The organism is Ruegeria sp. CDSC002, assembly GCF_059610905.1.
Map to the genome: position 1 here is coordinate 184,156 of NZ_JBXWOM010000008.1, position 14,548 is coordinate 198,703.

The 14,548-nt window shown below is 54.2% G+C and carries 11 protein-coding genes and 1 pseudogene; 11 read left to right on the top strand and 1 reads right to left on the bottom strand.

What is annotated here, in order from left to right; all coding sequences use genetic code 11:
- Window positions 1-51: 51 nt before the first annotated feature.
- The 5 genes and pseudogenes from AC2FJE_RS16355 to AC2FJE_RS16375 all read left to right on the top strand — a co-directional run.
- Window positions 52-918, top strand: coding sequence for a LysR substrate-binding domain-containing protein (locus AC2FJE_RS16355; RefSeq protein WP_496756834.1), 867 nt, complete (start codon window positions 52-54; stop codon window positions 916-918).
- 78 nt (window positions 919-996) lie between these two features.
- Window positions 997-1,536 (top strand): dihydrofolate reductase family protein, encoded by a 540-nt coding sequence (locus AC2FJE_RS16360; RefSeq protein ID WP_496761161.1) that lies wholly within the window; start codon window positions 997-999, stop codon window positions 1,534-1,536.
- The gene (locus AC2FJE_RS16365; protein WP_496756849.1) at window positions 1,533-2,105 is read left to right on the top strand and encodes a TetR/AcrR family transcriptional regulator; all 573 of its coding nucleotides are present in this window, start codon (window positions 1,533-1,535) and stop codon (window positions 2,103-2,105) included. Before AC2FJE_RS16360 ends, AC2FJE_RS16365 begins: the two co-directional genes overlap by 4 nt.
- Window positions 2,106-2,676: 571 nt before the next feature.
- Window positions 2,677-5,877: an ATP-binding protein gene (locus AC2FJE_RS16370; protein WP_496756863.1), complete on the top strand. Its 3,201-nt coding sequence runs from the start codon at window positions 2,677-2,679 to the stop codon at window positions 5,875-5,877.
- 31 nt (window positions 5,878-5,908) lie between these two features.
- Window positions 5,909-6,004: pseudogene (locus AC2FJE_RS16375) on the top strand (IS5/IS1182 family transposase); the annotation flags it as partial.
- A gap of 88 nt (window positions 6,005-6,092) precedes the next feature.
- On the opposite strand, the gene AC2FJE_RS16380 reads toward AC2FJE_RS16375, so the two are convergent.
- On the bottom strand, window positions 6,093-7,061 hold the full coding sequence (locus AC2FJE_RS16380) for a LysR family transcriptional regulator (RefSeq protein WP_496756866.1): 969 nt from the start codon (window positions 7,059-7,061) through the stop codon (window positions 6,093-6,095).
- A 129-nt stretch (window positions 7,062-7,190) separates the two neighbouring features.
- On the opposite strand from AC2FJE_RS16380, the gene AC2FJE_RS16385 reads away from it, so the two are divergent.
- The 6 genes from AC2FJE_RS16385 to AC2FJE_RS16410 all read left to right on the top strand — a co-directional run bounded on the left by AC2FJE_RS16385 (window position 7,191) and on the right by AC2FJE_RS16410 (window position 14,372).
- Window positions 7,191-8,198 carry a TAXI family TRAP transporter solute-binding subunit gene (locus AC2FJE_RS16385; RefSeq protein ID WP_113788396.1) on the top strand — a complete coding sequence of 336 codons (1,008 nt, stop codon included), beginning with the start codon at window positions 7,191-7,193 and terminating at the stop codon, window positions 8,196-8,198.
- A gap of 81 nt (window positions 8,199-8,279) precedes the next feature.
- Window positions 8,280-10,493 carry a TRAP transporter permease gene (locus AC2FJE_RS16390; protein ID WP_496756870.1) on the top strand — a complete coding sequence of 738 codons (2,214 nt, stop codon included), beginning with the start codon at window positions 8,280-8,282 and terminating at the stop codon, window positions 10,491-10,493.
- 4 nt (window positions 10,494-10,497) lie between these two features.
- On the top strand, window positions 10,498-11,736 hold the full coding sequence (locus AC2FJE_RS16395) for an NAD(P)/FAD-dependent oxidoreductase (RefSeq protein ID WP_496756873.1): 1,239 nt from the start codon (window positions 10,498-10,500) through the stop codon (window positions 11,734-11,736).
- Between the two features lie 28 nt (window positions 11,737-11,764).
- Window positions 11,765-12,508 (top strand): aspartate/glutamate racemase family protein, encoded by a 744-nt coding sequence (locus tag AC2FJE_RS16400; RefSeq protein WP_496761162.1) that lies wholly within the window; start codon window positions 11,765-11,767, stop codon window positions 12,506-12,508.
- 126 nt (window positions 12,509-12,634) lie between these two features.
- Window positions 12,635-13,339: a TSUP family transporter gene (locus tag AC2FJE_RS16405; protein WP_496761169.1), complete on the top strand. Its 705-nt coding sequence runs from the start codon at window positions 12,635-12,637 to the stop codon at window positions 13,337-13,339.
- Between the two features lie 16 nt (window positions 13,340-13,355).
- Window positions 13,356-14,372 (top strand): D-cysteine desulfhydrase family protein, encoded by a 1,017-nt coding sequence (locus AC2FJE_RS16410; protein ID WP_496761163.1) that lies wholly within the window; start codon window positions 13,356-13,358, stop codon window positions 14,370-14,372.
- Window positions 14,373-14,548: the final 176 nt, after the last annotated feature.

Genomic DNA, 14,548 nt, shown 5'->3' on the forward strand with positions numbered 1-14,548 from the left:
AAAATCGAAAATTTCTTTTCTCAGCGTTCAGAAAATTTGTACGCTGCACTCATGACTGCCCGCTTTTATCACCACGACTTGCTTAGGATATTTGCCGAGATCGCCCGCTATTCCAGCTTTTCGACGGCAGCGTCGGCGCTCAATATGACAAAGGGCGCGATCAGTTATCAGATCAAAACGCTTGAGGCCGATCTGGGGATGGCTTTGTTTCAGCGCACAACGCGCGGTGTCACACTCACCGGTGAAGGGCTGAAACTGCTCGCAATCTGCCAGACCCGATACGAAGAAATCGAAACCGAAATTCAGGCGTTGAAAGGGATTTCGTCGCGCTCTTTGACTGTTGGTGTCTCGACCTATTTCGCTGCGCGCTGGCTGTCGCCACGCCTGATGTCATTCATGCAAAACCACCCGGATGTGCAGCTTCGCATTCAACCGATGATCGAGTTTTCGCAGGCAGAGATGCAGGAAGTGGACCTGGCAATTAGGTGGGGCAACGGGAATTGGAGTGATGGCACCGTTACACCGTTCATGCATTTGCGGCCGTATCCAGTAGGTAATCGGGCGGCGGCCGACCTGGTGAATGAGTTGGGAATAGGGCCGGCAATATCGCAACTTACGTTGCTGAGAGATCGTGATGACAGCAGCGCTTGGTCAGATTGGCTGAACGCCGCAAAGCTTCCTCGGCAATCAAGGCGAGATGTGCTGATCGTTCCTGACCCGAATGTTCGGGTGCAAGCGGTCATCGACGGACAGGGCATCGCTTTGATGGATGACTTGGTTGGGGGCGATTTGAATGCGGAAAGGCTGTTTAGATTGTCGGAAACCGTTCTGCCTGAATACGGGTATTTCTTAGTTCAACCGCACAGAACCGCTCCAATTGGCGCAGTGCGGGCATTCTCGGATTGGGTTCAGAGCTAAGCCTGAAGTTTTTCCCCCTTGAGCGTCGCAAGGATATTATTATACGGCATATATAAAAATGTGTAGGAGATCCAGACGATGCCCACAGGACATATTATGATGGCAATGAGTCTGGACGGCTTTGTTGCAAGGTCGGATCACAGGCTGGATTGGTTGAATAAGCAACCCACCAAGGATGAAGATCACGGGTTCACAGCCTTTCAGGACAGTGTCGATGTGATCGTAATGGGGTCGGGATCGTACCGGACGGTTAGGGGGTTTGGAGCGTGGCCATACACGAAACCTGTGGTGGTTCTCAGTCGCTCGATGACAGCCGACGACATCCCTAATGACCTACGTGAGAAGGTTGAGGTTTCAGACAAAACACCAAACGAATTGATGATGAGCTTTGACGCGCGTGGTTTCAGTCGAGTTTACGTGGATGGCGGAGCAATCATCTGTTCATTCCTCAAAGCCGGGCTGATTGAAGACATGCGGATCACTTTGATTCCCATCCTAATCGGTGAAGGCATTCGGATATTCGGCGAGACACAAGGTGACGTTGATCTGGAACTGGTTTCGGTTAGCAGCTTTCCCTCTGGTCTGGTGGATCTCGATTACAGATTGAAAATCAGATGACGAAAACTGCCCCACCGGGGCGGCCGCCAAAGGCTGAGCAGCGCCTTTCGAAAAAGGTGATCCTGCAGACTGCATTGCCCATCGCCCAAAGCGCAGGTGTTGATACGCTATCCTTTCGCATACTTGCCGATCAACTCGGCGTCACTCCGATGGCCGTGACCTATCACGCAGGTAGCAAGAAACAGCTTTTGACCGATCTGGTGGAAGTGGCGTTTGCAGGCGTGTTGGATGGCGTGGGCGGAGGTGCTCCGGTCAAGCGTGCCCGCGCAATTATGGCGACTTACTATGGTTACGCTTTGAAGAACGCCAATCTACTCCGTGCCATCTTGGACGATGTGACGCTCATGAGCGCGGACCTTATGAACGTGGCGGTAGAACTAAAGGCCAGCACGGACCAACTTGAAAACAGCGATGGCGGTAACGTCCTTGTTCACGTGCTCATCGACTATGCACATGGGTTTGTACTCTCTGCATCCAGCGGAGAAAACAATCCGCTCACAATAGATGACTTTCTGTGTGGGATCGACTGGATTCTTGGTCAAGCGGCAGGTGATGTCAGGTCGATCTGAAATGAAGAACATACGCATCAGAAGCGCCCGCCGGAACAACGTAAAAGACGTGGATATCAACATGAGGTCATGTCTTCGCGTCCGCAGCGAATGGTAGCAATGCGAGCTGCAAGCGCAGCATGGCGAGACCTCAACAAGTGACCACTCTGGGCCGTCCCGGATCTTGGCCGACACCTACCTGCTATAATGGAAGCCGCAATGCGGCCCGTCGAACCTGCCGACCCCCGCGGGCGCAGAACCCTGGAGTTAGGTGCACTCACACACCGCGGTTAACTAGCACATTTGCAATTTCGACAAACTATCAAATGGTTCCCAGCCCGACGATGCGGTTCCCAGCGTTTTCTACACAGGTAATTTTTTTGAATGCTCTTTTGTTTAGCCGCATTCTGGCTTTCTCATCTCTAGGTCCCAAGCCAACCTAGTTGGCTCTCTGTTCTTATGCCCACATGCCATATATGGCGATATCTTTTGCGATTTGTGCAAACTCGACGTCTGGGGATTACTGATTGCCCAAACCTTCTTGATCGGGAAAACTACGGTTCTTAGACCCTCGTCGAGGACCCGTCACCTAATGTCCGATCTCGTTGAATGGCTGTCACGAATGAAGCTCCTTAATCTGGAGCCGGTTCTGGTCGAGAATGAGGTCGATCTTGATATCCTTTTTGATCTAACAGATGAGGATATGCGCGAGATCGGCCTTTCACTGGGCGCGCGAAAGCGGTTGCGGACTGCCATCGATGCTGGAGAACCCAATCAATCTCATTCTGACGCGACCAGTGTAACGGAAATCAAACGCGAGGCCGAGCGTCGCCATCTAACGACTCTGTTTGTGGATCTGGCCGGATCAACGGCATTGTCGGCGCGGCTGGACCCCGAAGACATGAGCGAGGTGATCAAGCACTATCAAAACACGGTCGCCGGTATTGTCACACGTTATGAAGGGAATGTAGCCAAATATATGGGTGATGGTGTCCTGTGCTATTTTGGTTGGCCGGTGGCGCATGAAGACGACGCCAACCGCGCCGCACGCTCCGCGTTGGAAATCGTAGGATCGATCGCCGAAATGTGCACCCCTGATGGGCAGGCACTATCTGCTCGAGCCGGAGTGGCGACCGGCATGGTTGTCGTCGGCGACCTCATCGGGGAAGGGGCATCGCGGGAAGAAACTGTTGTTGGCGACACGCCAAACCTTGCTGCACGCCTTCAGACATTGGCCGAGCCGGGGCAGGTTCTGGTTCCGGAATCGACAAAGCAATTGATCCAAGACACGTTCGAGTTAGAAGAGTTAGGTCATTTCGACGTTAAGGGATTGGACTCGCAGGTACCGGCCTGGAGGGTGGGAACTGAGCGCAGCCTAGAAAGCCGTTTCGAAACGGAAGATCTCAATCCCGTTCTGCCCATGATCGGGCGTAATCATGAATTGGGGCTGATCATGGAACGCTGGCAGCGCGCTACTTCTGGCGAAGGCCAAGTCGCTGTCCTGATTGGTGAGGCAGGCATCGGCAAGTCCAGGCTGACACGTGCCGTCATTGATGCGGTCTCAACGCAGGATCATTTTCGGATGAACTATCACTGCTCTCCTTATCACACGGATTCGAGTTTCTTTCCTGTTATCCAGCAGCTTACACACGCTATGAGCCACCAGAAAACCGACTCGGCAAGTGAAAAAATCGAAAAGCTCCGCCAGCAACTCCGGGCTGCCGACCCAAAGATCATTGCTGAACTCCTTCAGATTGAGGCGGGTCCATCCGCCGAAAAGCCCATTTTGACGCCACAACAACTTCGCGTCCGGATCATGGAAGAAACTTCGGCAGAAGTGCAGGCCCTTTCACGGGAAAAACCAGTTCTGCTGGTGGTGGAGGACGCACACTGGTGCGATGCCTCGACGCTTGCGATGTTAGAAGCATGTCTGGACCGGATTGCGGCCGAGCGGGTCATGATCTTGATTACGGCAAGGCCGACTTTCCAGCACGCTTTTGGAGGCCATCCAATTGTATCCAAGCTAACATTGAACCGGCTGGCCTCGGAGCAGATCGAAGGTGTTCTCGCAAAGATATCTGGTGGAAAAACCCTTCCCGACGAACTGATCAGGGAAATCATCCACCGAACTGACGGCGTGCCACTGTTTATCGAGGAGCTGACAAAGACCATATTGGAGTCCGGCGATCTTATTGAGACTGAGGACAGTTTCCAACTCACCGGTCCCATCGACCGGGTGACTATACCTGCGACATTGCATGATTCCCTCATGGCCCGGATCGACCGGCTTCAGCCGGTTAAAGAAATCGCCCAGATAGCCGCCTGCATCGGCCGAAGTTTCGACCGAGCCTCCTTGGCAAAAATCGCCCGCGTCGATGATCTGACGCTGGACGATGCGCTGGGACAGCTTGAGCGCAGCGAACTTGTATTTCGGCGGGGGATTCCTCCGGATGCGACATATGTATTCAAGCATGCTCTGCTTCGGGACGTAGCCTATGAAAGCTTGCTGAAACGCCGACGTCTGGAAATCCATCACCGACTTACGGATCTGTTTGAGGCTGACCCGAATGCACCCCCGGAATTGATCGCACATCATGCGACTGAGGCTGGGTTGAGGGAAAAGGCCATTGCTTTATGGGGCGAGGCCGCCAGAAAAGCTCAGGCCCGACCGGCATATATTGAGGCGGGAAATCACCTGCGAAATGCCCTGACGCTGGTCGCGGGTTTACTGGACAAACCGGATTGGCGCGAACGAGAGCTGGCGCTTCTGGTGCAACTCGCGCAGGTACATATCGCCAAGGATGGTTATGCATCAGCTGAAGCCAGCGAAGCATTCTCGAAAGCATTGGAACGGATAGAGGCAACCAAGGACCCGGAACTCACGGTCGCAATCTACTATGGGACCTGGATCGCGCCATATATCGGCAACGATCTGCACAAAGCGTTCGATCTGGTTTCGAGACTGGTAAAGGACGTGGCGAACGAACCTGACCCGATCCCAAAACTGATTTCTCGCCGGATGCGGGCTGCGACCCTGATCGCTAAGGGCCGGTCTGCTGAGGCACTTCAAGATCTCGAAGTCGCTTATGAGCTCTATCATTCGGCTGAGATCGTAGATTTCTCTACGAAATTCGCTCAGGATCCTGGTGTGCAGATCTGGTGCTACATGCTCCTTGCACAATGGATGTGCGGCGACGAAGACATGGCGCGGCAGACCTGCGACAAGGCTCTTGCCCGAGCCCGCGAGCTCAAACACGCCAACACAATCTGTTACGCAGGTCTGCACGCAGTCACCCTGACGATCTGGATTGGCGACATAGAAAACGCAACCGAGATCAATGAGGAAATGCGACGGGTCTCGGACGAGCACGACATGGCGTTGTGGAAGGATTTTGTTGCCATTCATGATGCTGTCCTAGCCTGCATGACCGATGTTCCCGGCGCTGTCCATCAACTGGACAAGGCCTTAGAAGAGTATCGCGCAAAAGGATGCTGGCTTTGGGTAACGCTCTATTTGGCTGAACACGCGAAAGCCCTTCTCAGGGCCGGTGATCCTAGCGCTGCCCAACGTACAGTGGATCGCGCATTGCGAGAACAGGATATCACAGGAGAACACTGGGCTGAGGCTGAGTTGCTCCGTATCAAAGGAGAAATCAGTGCAGCACAAGGAGATATCGATTCAGCAAATGCCGCCTTTGACCAAGCTATCTCGGTTGCCCAAAGTCAAAAGGCGCAAATGTTGATCGAGCGCGCGGTTCGTTCAAAACAAAGTCTCCGGGACGCAAACGGTTGAGCAAACGGTTTCCTCGTTCGGATCATGGAACGTGAGCCTGCCCTATCGCGTTGGCAATAGCCCGCTGAACCTGCTCTTCGACAGTACAGGCATCAAGGCGGTAGGGGAAGTTGGGTGGAACGCTCGCAATTTGTGCAACACAGCCTCGGATAAAAGCACATTGGTCATTGCCGATATTCGTTCTTATTGGATTTCAGGTCGCAATCCACACAACTTTAATTCTGTTCGCACCGCGCATCATCAACCGATATTGCGTGAGGGTTTGCCTGCACTGCATCCAATTTCTTCAACACTTCTGCTTTCCAGCCCGCTTTTATCTGAATTGCCAATTGGGACGGTGGTCGGTGGTCAGGTTCGAGGAGAGCGTATTCATATCTTAGCGGTTTCTCGAAAGGTAAAAAAATAAGCTTTCCGTTGGATAGATTAAGCTCTTTTTCAGTCGCAACAGTCAGCGGGTCAACGATGCTGCAACACTGCCCCGAACTGACAAAGGGGATAAGAGGTAGAAAATACTGGCAGGTAACAGTCTGATTGTACTCCGCGGCAACGTCCTCAAACTCCTGCCGGACTTTCCGTTGGAACGGGTGTGAAGGATGCAGGCCGCCCATTGGCGTTCCGTCAAGATCCGATAGTGTCAGGATCTTGCGCGACGCAAGAGGATGTTCACAGTCAATAGCACAGAAGCAATCAGCCCGGATAAGTTCAGCGGAATACTGGGGTTCTTTGCCGGCTGAATGCTCGAAGTCAGCAAAGCCGAAGTCGATATTTTGCGTCCCGGCAAGCTCCATAATCTGCGGTGAGCTGCGTGTCGAAAGCGTGATGCGAATATCGGGGTTTTCACCAACTGATTGGCTTATGAAACGTGGGAACAAAAAGGCAGATGGACCCGGCATCGTTGCAATATTCAAGCTTCCGGCATGCCCTTTGATGAGTCCTTCCATCGTGCTGGAGATTGTCGCCAGGCGGTCCAAAATACCCGTAGTTTCGGCTAAGAGATAGTGCGCCTCGGGGACTGGCACCAATCTTCTTCCCTTACGTTCGAACAACGTCAGACCCAATGTCTTTTCAAGGTTTTTCAACGCTAGGCTAATCGCAGGCTGCGTGCGATTTAGTTTCTTAGCAGTTTGAGAGATGGAGCCGGTCTCCATCACCTCACGAAATACAGTTAGCTGAGTTAGGTTCATATTTTTAAATATAAGCAAAACTTTAGTTTAGTGAAATATAACAAATTTGTATTTATGCAGTTTGTCTCTACGCTTGCGGGATCGAAGTTTGGGAAAACCAAAACCGAAATTCCAACAAGGGAGATGATAATGAAATTTGTGAAATGCTTGACTGGTCTTGCATTGGCGGGCGCGCTGGCAGCCCCTGCGCTGGCGCAGGACCCAACGTTCTTCCGTATTGGCACTGGTGGCGCTGGCGGCACTTACTTCCCCATCGGTGGCACCATCGCAAACGGAATCTCCGCCCCTCCGGGATCGCGCCCGTGTGAAGAAGGCGGCCAGTGCGGTGTTCCGGGCCTGATCGCGATCGCGCAATCCACCACCGCTTCGGTCTTCAACAATGCCGCCGTGCAGAACGGAGAACTTGAGGCCGGGCTGGCTGCAGCCGACGTCACCCGTTCGATGTATCTGGGTGAAGGTAAGTTCGAAGGTAAACCTCATCCCAAACTGCGCATCGTCGCCAATCTGTTCCCCGAAGACCTGCACCTGGTGCTTCCGGCCGGCTCGACGATTAATGATCTGAGTGATCTGGAAGGCAAGCGCGTTGGTATTGCGCAGGCTGGTTCCGGCACGCAGGTTGCCGTTTTGCAGATGCTGGATGCATGGGGCGTCAACCGTGACAACATGGATGAGGCCGAGCTGAACAACAGTCAGAGCGCCGAACGTCTGGCCGATGGTCAGCTTGATGCCTATTTCTATGCCGCAGGCTGGCCGGTTGCAGCGATGGTGCAGCTGTCTTCGACAAAAGGTATGAACCTGCATTCCTTCTCCGACGAAGATCTGGGCAAGATCAACGAGATCATTCCGGCCTATATCCCCTCAGCCATTCCAGGTGGCGTGTATGAAGGCATCGACGGCGAAACCAAGACCCCTGCTGTCAGCGCGATGCTAGTTGTGTCATCAGACCTGTCCGACGACCTGGTCTATGAGCTGACCAAGGCGATGTGGAACGACAACACCCGCAAGCTACTGGATAACGGTCATGCTAAGGGCAAGCAGATCACCCCTGATACCGCTCTGGATGGTGTCGAAGCACTGGGCGTTCCGCTGCATCCGGGTGCGGAGAAGTTCTACAAAGAAGCCGGACTTCTTCAGTAACCCGTTCTCATCTCAACTCATCGTCCGGTGCCCCTATTTGGGGCACCGCACACTCTAAATGCGCGAAATCAGGGGGCCATCATGTCCACGACTAAGAATCTTGATGACCACGAACTCACAGCCGAAGAATTAGCGGCCATCGAAGAACAGTTCGACGAGGGTGCTGCCGTCCGGCAGGTTACGCCGACAACCGGCAAGGTCCTGCGCATTGTGGCCCTGATCTTTGCGTTTTACGAATTCTTCACGGCCGGTTTTGGCCTGCCGGCAGATCACTGGCACATGGGCATCTATCTGGCACTGCTGTTCATTCTGGTCTACGCGACGATCCCGATTATCGGGGCCAAAAGCCTCTATGCTCTTAAGGTCAGCCGGTTCCGGATCGGCAACATCCCTCTTTACGATCTGGTCTTCATGGCCCTTGGGATCATCGCGGCGCTGTATGTGGGCGTCGCCTGGCGTGGCATTCCGTTTCTTGGGATTGAGGAACAGACCTTCCGAATGGGTAACCCCAACAGTTATGACGTGATTTTGGGTGTGATCATCATCCTGCTGGTGCTGGACATCGCACGCCGCACGCTTGGTTGGGTTCTGCCGCTGATCATCTGCGTATTTATCTCATACGCTTTGCTTGGGCCGTATTTCCCCGGATTGTTGCAGCATCCTGGCGTGAACTTCAAAACCTTCGTTTCGTCGATGTACTTTCCGCAGGAGGGCATCTACGGCGTCACGTTGTGGGTCGTCTCGACAATCGTTTTCCACTTTGTGCTGTTTGGCGTGATCGCGCAACGCACCGGGTTGGGGCAACTTTTCATCGATAACGCCACCATTTTGGCGGGCCGCTATACCGGCGGTCCGGCAAAAGTGTCGGTGGTATCCTCGGCCTTCTTCGGCACGATCTCGGGTTCTTCGGTGGCCAACACCGTATCAACCGGCGCGCTGACAATTCCCAACATGAAGCGCCTTGGATACCCCGGCCATTTTGCGGGTGGGGTCGAGGCTGCTTCCTCGGCGGGTGGTCAGATCACCCCGCCGATCATGGGTGCCGCTGCCTTTATCATGGCAGAGTTTCTTGAGGTTCCCTACACCACCATCGTTATTGCTGCGATTTTCCCAGCACTCCTGCACTATGTTGGCGTCTTTGCTGTCGTGCACCTGATGGCACGCAAGCTGAATCTCAAAGGTCTGACCAAAGAGCAACTGCCGCAGCTCAAAGCCGTCTGGGCCGAAGGCTGGGCCAACATAGTGCCCCTGATCGGCCTGCTAGTGGTTCTGTTCACGGGTTACACGCCCTTCATGTCGGCCTTCTGCGGCATATCACTTGCAGTAATCGCGGGCATGTCGCGCTTGAGGCAACCTCCGACGCTGATCTATGCGGCAGCGTTCCTCAGTTTTGTACTGTGGAAGTTCTCAGACGGCGGCTTTGACCTGACCATGACAACAATCCTGTGCGGATTGACGGTGGTCGCAACTATGAACCCTCAGAAACGCATCGAAGTGCCCGAGATGCTACAGGCGGTAGAATTGGGTGTGAAATACTCGCTGGCCGTGGGCGCCGCCGCTGCTGCGGTCGGTATCGTGGTAGGCGTGATCAACACCACTGGCATCGGGTTCCGCATCGGTTTCATGGTTACACAGGGCGCAGGCAACCTGGCATCGGATCTGTACAACATGATCTCGTTCGGCAGCTTCCAGTTCTTTGCGATGGAAGACTTACAATTGTTCATCTCATTGGTGTTCATCGCCGTCGTCTGTATCCTGATGGGCGCGGGCATTCCGACCACCGCGCTGTATATCATGCTGGTGTCAGTGGCGCAGCCTGCGCTGGCGCAACTGGGTGTTCCACCCATCGCCAGCCACCTTTTCGTGCTCTACTACGGTGTGGTGTCCGAGATTACACCACCGGTCTGTACTTCAGCCTATGCCGCGGCTGCCATTGCGAACTCAAACCCGTTCCGAACTGGTCTTTCTGCTTTCACCCTTGGATTGGGCAAAGTGATCGCGCCCATGGCCTTTGTCTATGCGCCGGTCCTGCTGTTCGTCTCGTCAACCGGGTTCAACCTATGGGAATTCACCTATACCGCGACCAGTTGCATCGCCGGGGTTATTGCCCTGTCTGCGGCTGTGGTTGGGTATTGGTTGAGTCCGCTGAATATTGCATCGCGCATTCTGTTGGCCATCGCTGGGATTATCTTTGTCGCGCCCAGCCTGACTGCTGATCTGATCGCGCTGGCCGTGGCATCACCTGTCATCGTCGCCCAACTGATCGCCCGCAATCGCAGTCACTCTCCGGCGTGAAACCATGACAGAACAAGTGACCATCATCGGCGCAGGGATCGTCGGCATTTGTTGCGCTTTGTCGTTACAGGAACGCGGCATTCCGGTTCGATTGATTGACCGTGGTGAACCAGGTCAGGAAACTTCTTTCGGGAACGCAGGTGTAGTGTCGCCGTGGTCAATCATTCCGCAAGCGATGCCGGGCATATGGAAATCTCTGCCCCAGATGCTACTGGACCCCAAAAGCGCGCTTTCGGTCAGAACCAGTTTCTGGCCAAAAATGATCCCTTGGGGGCTGCGGTTCTTGGGAAACTCCGGTGAAAAGTCAGTGCGCGAAATCTCGGACGCGATGGAGCTTTTGTGCCGCCCTTCCATCGACCTGTATCGTCGTCACCTTCAAGGCACCGGGCACGAAAACCTGATCACTGACAGCTACTATATTCACGCTTTTCGCCACCGGAAGCAGGCTGATCTGAACGGGCTTGGATATCTGATCCGCCAGGAAAAAGGAGGCGATCTGGAGCTTGTCGATGGTGCCGAGTTGCGTCGCCTGGAACCTGCACTGTCAGAGGAATTCAAAGCCGCGATCGTGATCAAAGGTCAGGCGCGCGTAACCTCACCAGGACGTGTGGGGGCAGTTCTGGCAGAAAAAGCGCGCTCGCAAGGCGCAGAAATAGTACAATCCGAAGTCACCAAACTGACACCGGCTGAAGATGGTGGTTGGCAGATTACAACCTCGCAGGGCACGTTGCGTGCCGCCAGCATCATCCTCGCGGCCGGTGTGTGGTCCGCCGACCTGCTGAAACCACTGGGGATGCCTGTGCCGCTTGTGGCCGAGCGGGGTTACCACGTCGAATTCCCTAAGCCCTCGGCCCAATTGAACAATTCGGTCATGGATGTAGACGCAAAGGTGGTCGCAAGTTCAATGCAGGACGGTCTGAGAGTCGCTGGCACGGCTGAATTTGGTAGCGTCGACGCGCCCGCTGATCCTCGCAAGAAAAAAATCCTGACCGAACAAGCCAAGGCCATGGTCCCAGGCCTCAATACAGGCGAGGCACAATTTTGGATGGGTCGACGCCCGTCCTTTCCGGACAGTTTGCCGGCCATCGGACCAGTTAACAGGCGGGAAGGGCTCTATACCGCGTTCGGGCATTCTCACTATGGGCTGATGATGGCCCCGAAAACTGGCGAGCTTGTGGCCGATCTTGTGTCCGGTCGCAGCCCAAACATCGATCTGGCCCCGTTTTCTCTGGCCCGGTTCTAAAGTTTCAAATCAGAAGGATCCGATGATTATGCCAATCTACAACGGTGGTCAGAACATCTGCGGGGCGTCAATTGGTGTACTGTGCCTTGAAAGCTATTTTCCAAAACCACCGGGCCATATCAAGAACCCTTCCAGTCTGCCATTTCCGGTTCTGTATGAGATGATCGACGGTGTGACGGTCCCGACCTTGCTGAACAACCCTTCGCCCGAGTTACTGGCACCGTTCATCGAAGGCGCCAAGCGGCTTGAGGCTGAAGGCGTGCGAGCCATCACAGGCAGTTGCGGCTTTCTAGCCTTGTTTCAAAAAGAATTGGCTGCTGCGGTTTCAGTGCCTGTCTTTGCCTCCAGCCTGATCCAAGTGCCGCTGGCCTTTCAAATGACCGGTGCCAACGCGCCAGTGGGCGTGCTAACTGCGGATGCATCCGCATTGACGCCCCGGCATTTCGAAGGTGTTGGTGCATCAGGTGTTCCTGTGGCCGTGAAGGGATTGGAGGATACAACAGAATTCGCCGAAGTGATCTTGCGGAACACGCGGACCCGGATGGACACGGACCTGATCAAGACCGAGGTCATGGATGCGGCCCGTAATCTGGTTCTTGAAGCTCCGGACATTCGGTCGTTGGTTTTGGAATGCACGGACCTGCCGCCTTACGCATCGCGGCTTCAGGAAGAGCTGCAGCTTCCTGTCTTTGACCTGACCACACTGGCGCAAATGGCGCACGCTGTGACGACCCGGGTGCCATACTTGGGAATGATGCCGTGGCAGCGCTGACCGTGCCAAAACAGTCAATGAAAGAGAAATAGAATGGACCCTGGCCGGGAACTCAGGATATCTGAGGCCTTGCGACATTGCTTTGGTCCCTAGGAGTTGTGAGTGTCCGTTGACTTGTCCATCCTGATGATTGCCATCTGCCTTGGCGCAATGCTGCAAGTCGGCGTTGGTATCGGGTTCAGCATCATCGCGGGACCGCCCATGATGATTTTGCTTGGCACGTCGACAGCGGTTCCCGTTTTGCTTTTGCTGAACACGTTTGTATCAGTGGTAGCGACGGACCGGCATGTTCTAAAAAACAACCATCAACTAATCCGCACCGCGGTCATTGGTTGCTGTGTTGGAGTTGCCGTCGGCCTTGTTGTGTATCCCTCTTTGAGCGAAGCATTTGTTCTTGCCCTGACGGCGTGTCTATTGCTGATCGGGTTGATTACGACCTTGCTCCCCTTGCGGGGATCCATTGGCAACGCTGGGTTTTCAGTCGTTACAGGACTGTCTGGGCTTGCGACTGTTTGGGCAGCGACACCGGGCCCTCTTATGGTGTTCGGTTTGATAGCTAAAGGCCGTTCCGCCAAAGAAGTAGCGAAACTGGTTCAACCGATAGCGTTGGTGGCATACGGCATAGCTTTCTTGTCGCACAATTTGTCCGAAACCCAAGCAATCTCATATGAACCGCAGTTAATAGGGTTCGTTGCGATCACTCTGATCGGCAGCATAATTGGTCGTGCAGCAGGCCCTTATTTGCCACAGCCGATCGTCATCGCAGTGATCCGCGTGGTATCCTTGATTGCCTGCTGCGTTCTGTTCCATCGGGCTTTTTCAATGGCTTAACCTTAAAGGTCACAAGATGACACGAAACAACAATCTGCACAGGTTTCCACGTGCCAAACTTATGTCGGGTCCAACCCCTTTGGAGCGTTTGGACAACTTGTCGGCAGAACTGGATATCGACCTTTGGCTGAAACGTGATGATCTGACTGGGCTTAGTTTTGGTGGCAACAAAACACGGCAGCTTGAATTTTATCTCGGAGATGCGCGTCAGCAGGGTGCTGATACCATACTGATCACCGGCGCCGTTCAATCCAATTTCGTTCGGTCTGCGGCCGCTGCGGCAGCCAAGCTGGGCATGCAATCCGTGCTTCAGTTGGAAGAGCGTGTCCCTGACATGGGGGCGGAGTACTATTCGTCCGGGAATGTGCTGCTGGCACAAATCCTTGGTGCCGAGCAAATGGGTTACCCTGAAGGTGAAGACGAAGCGGGAGCCGACGCAGCACTGCACGCGCGCGCAGTAGAATTGAAAGCCAAAGGTCACAAACCGTACGTTATTCATCTGGGGCTGGGCCATCCGCCCTTGGGTGCCTTGGGCTACGTCGTGGCCGGACAGGAATTGTATCAGCAGATGCCGGACTTCGACGCGGTCGTCGTCCCCTCGGGTAGCGGTGCCACACATGGCGGACTGCTGACCGGTCTGGCGTTAGAAGAAAGCACTGCCTCGGTGTTTGGGATTTGCGTGCGCAGAGATCGTGAAAAGCAGCAGGCCCGAATGAAGGCCGTTTTGCAGAAGCTTGCGGACTTGCTGGATATCGACGCAGGACTTCTACAGGACAAGATCGATGTTTTCGACGAAGCCTTGCCGCCGGGTTATGGCAAAGTGAATGCAATAACGCGCGCTGCATTGGAAAAGATGGCACGGACGGAAGGGGTTTTCCTTGACCCTGTTTATTCTGCGAAAACGTTCGCTGGTTTGCTGAACCTGGTCGAAAGCGGGAAGATCAAGCCAGGCGAAAAAATCGTATTGTTACATTCGGGTGGATTGCCCGCACTCTTTGGATATCAAAGTGAATTGATCGACAACCCAACTTGAAGCGTTCGCAGTCCTCATACGTTTCAGAAACTCGCTTGCCTTCATCTTTGGTGCCCAAACCAAACTCCTGAAACCCCAGCGATGAGCTATCTGTGTCTGCGTGGCATCGTGCTACAACGGCTAACCGAAAATCATAGGATCACGATTACGAGGTACACGGATCGAGGGCGAAGCTT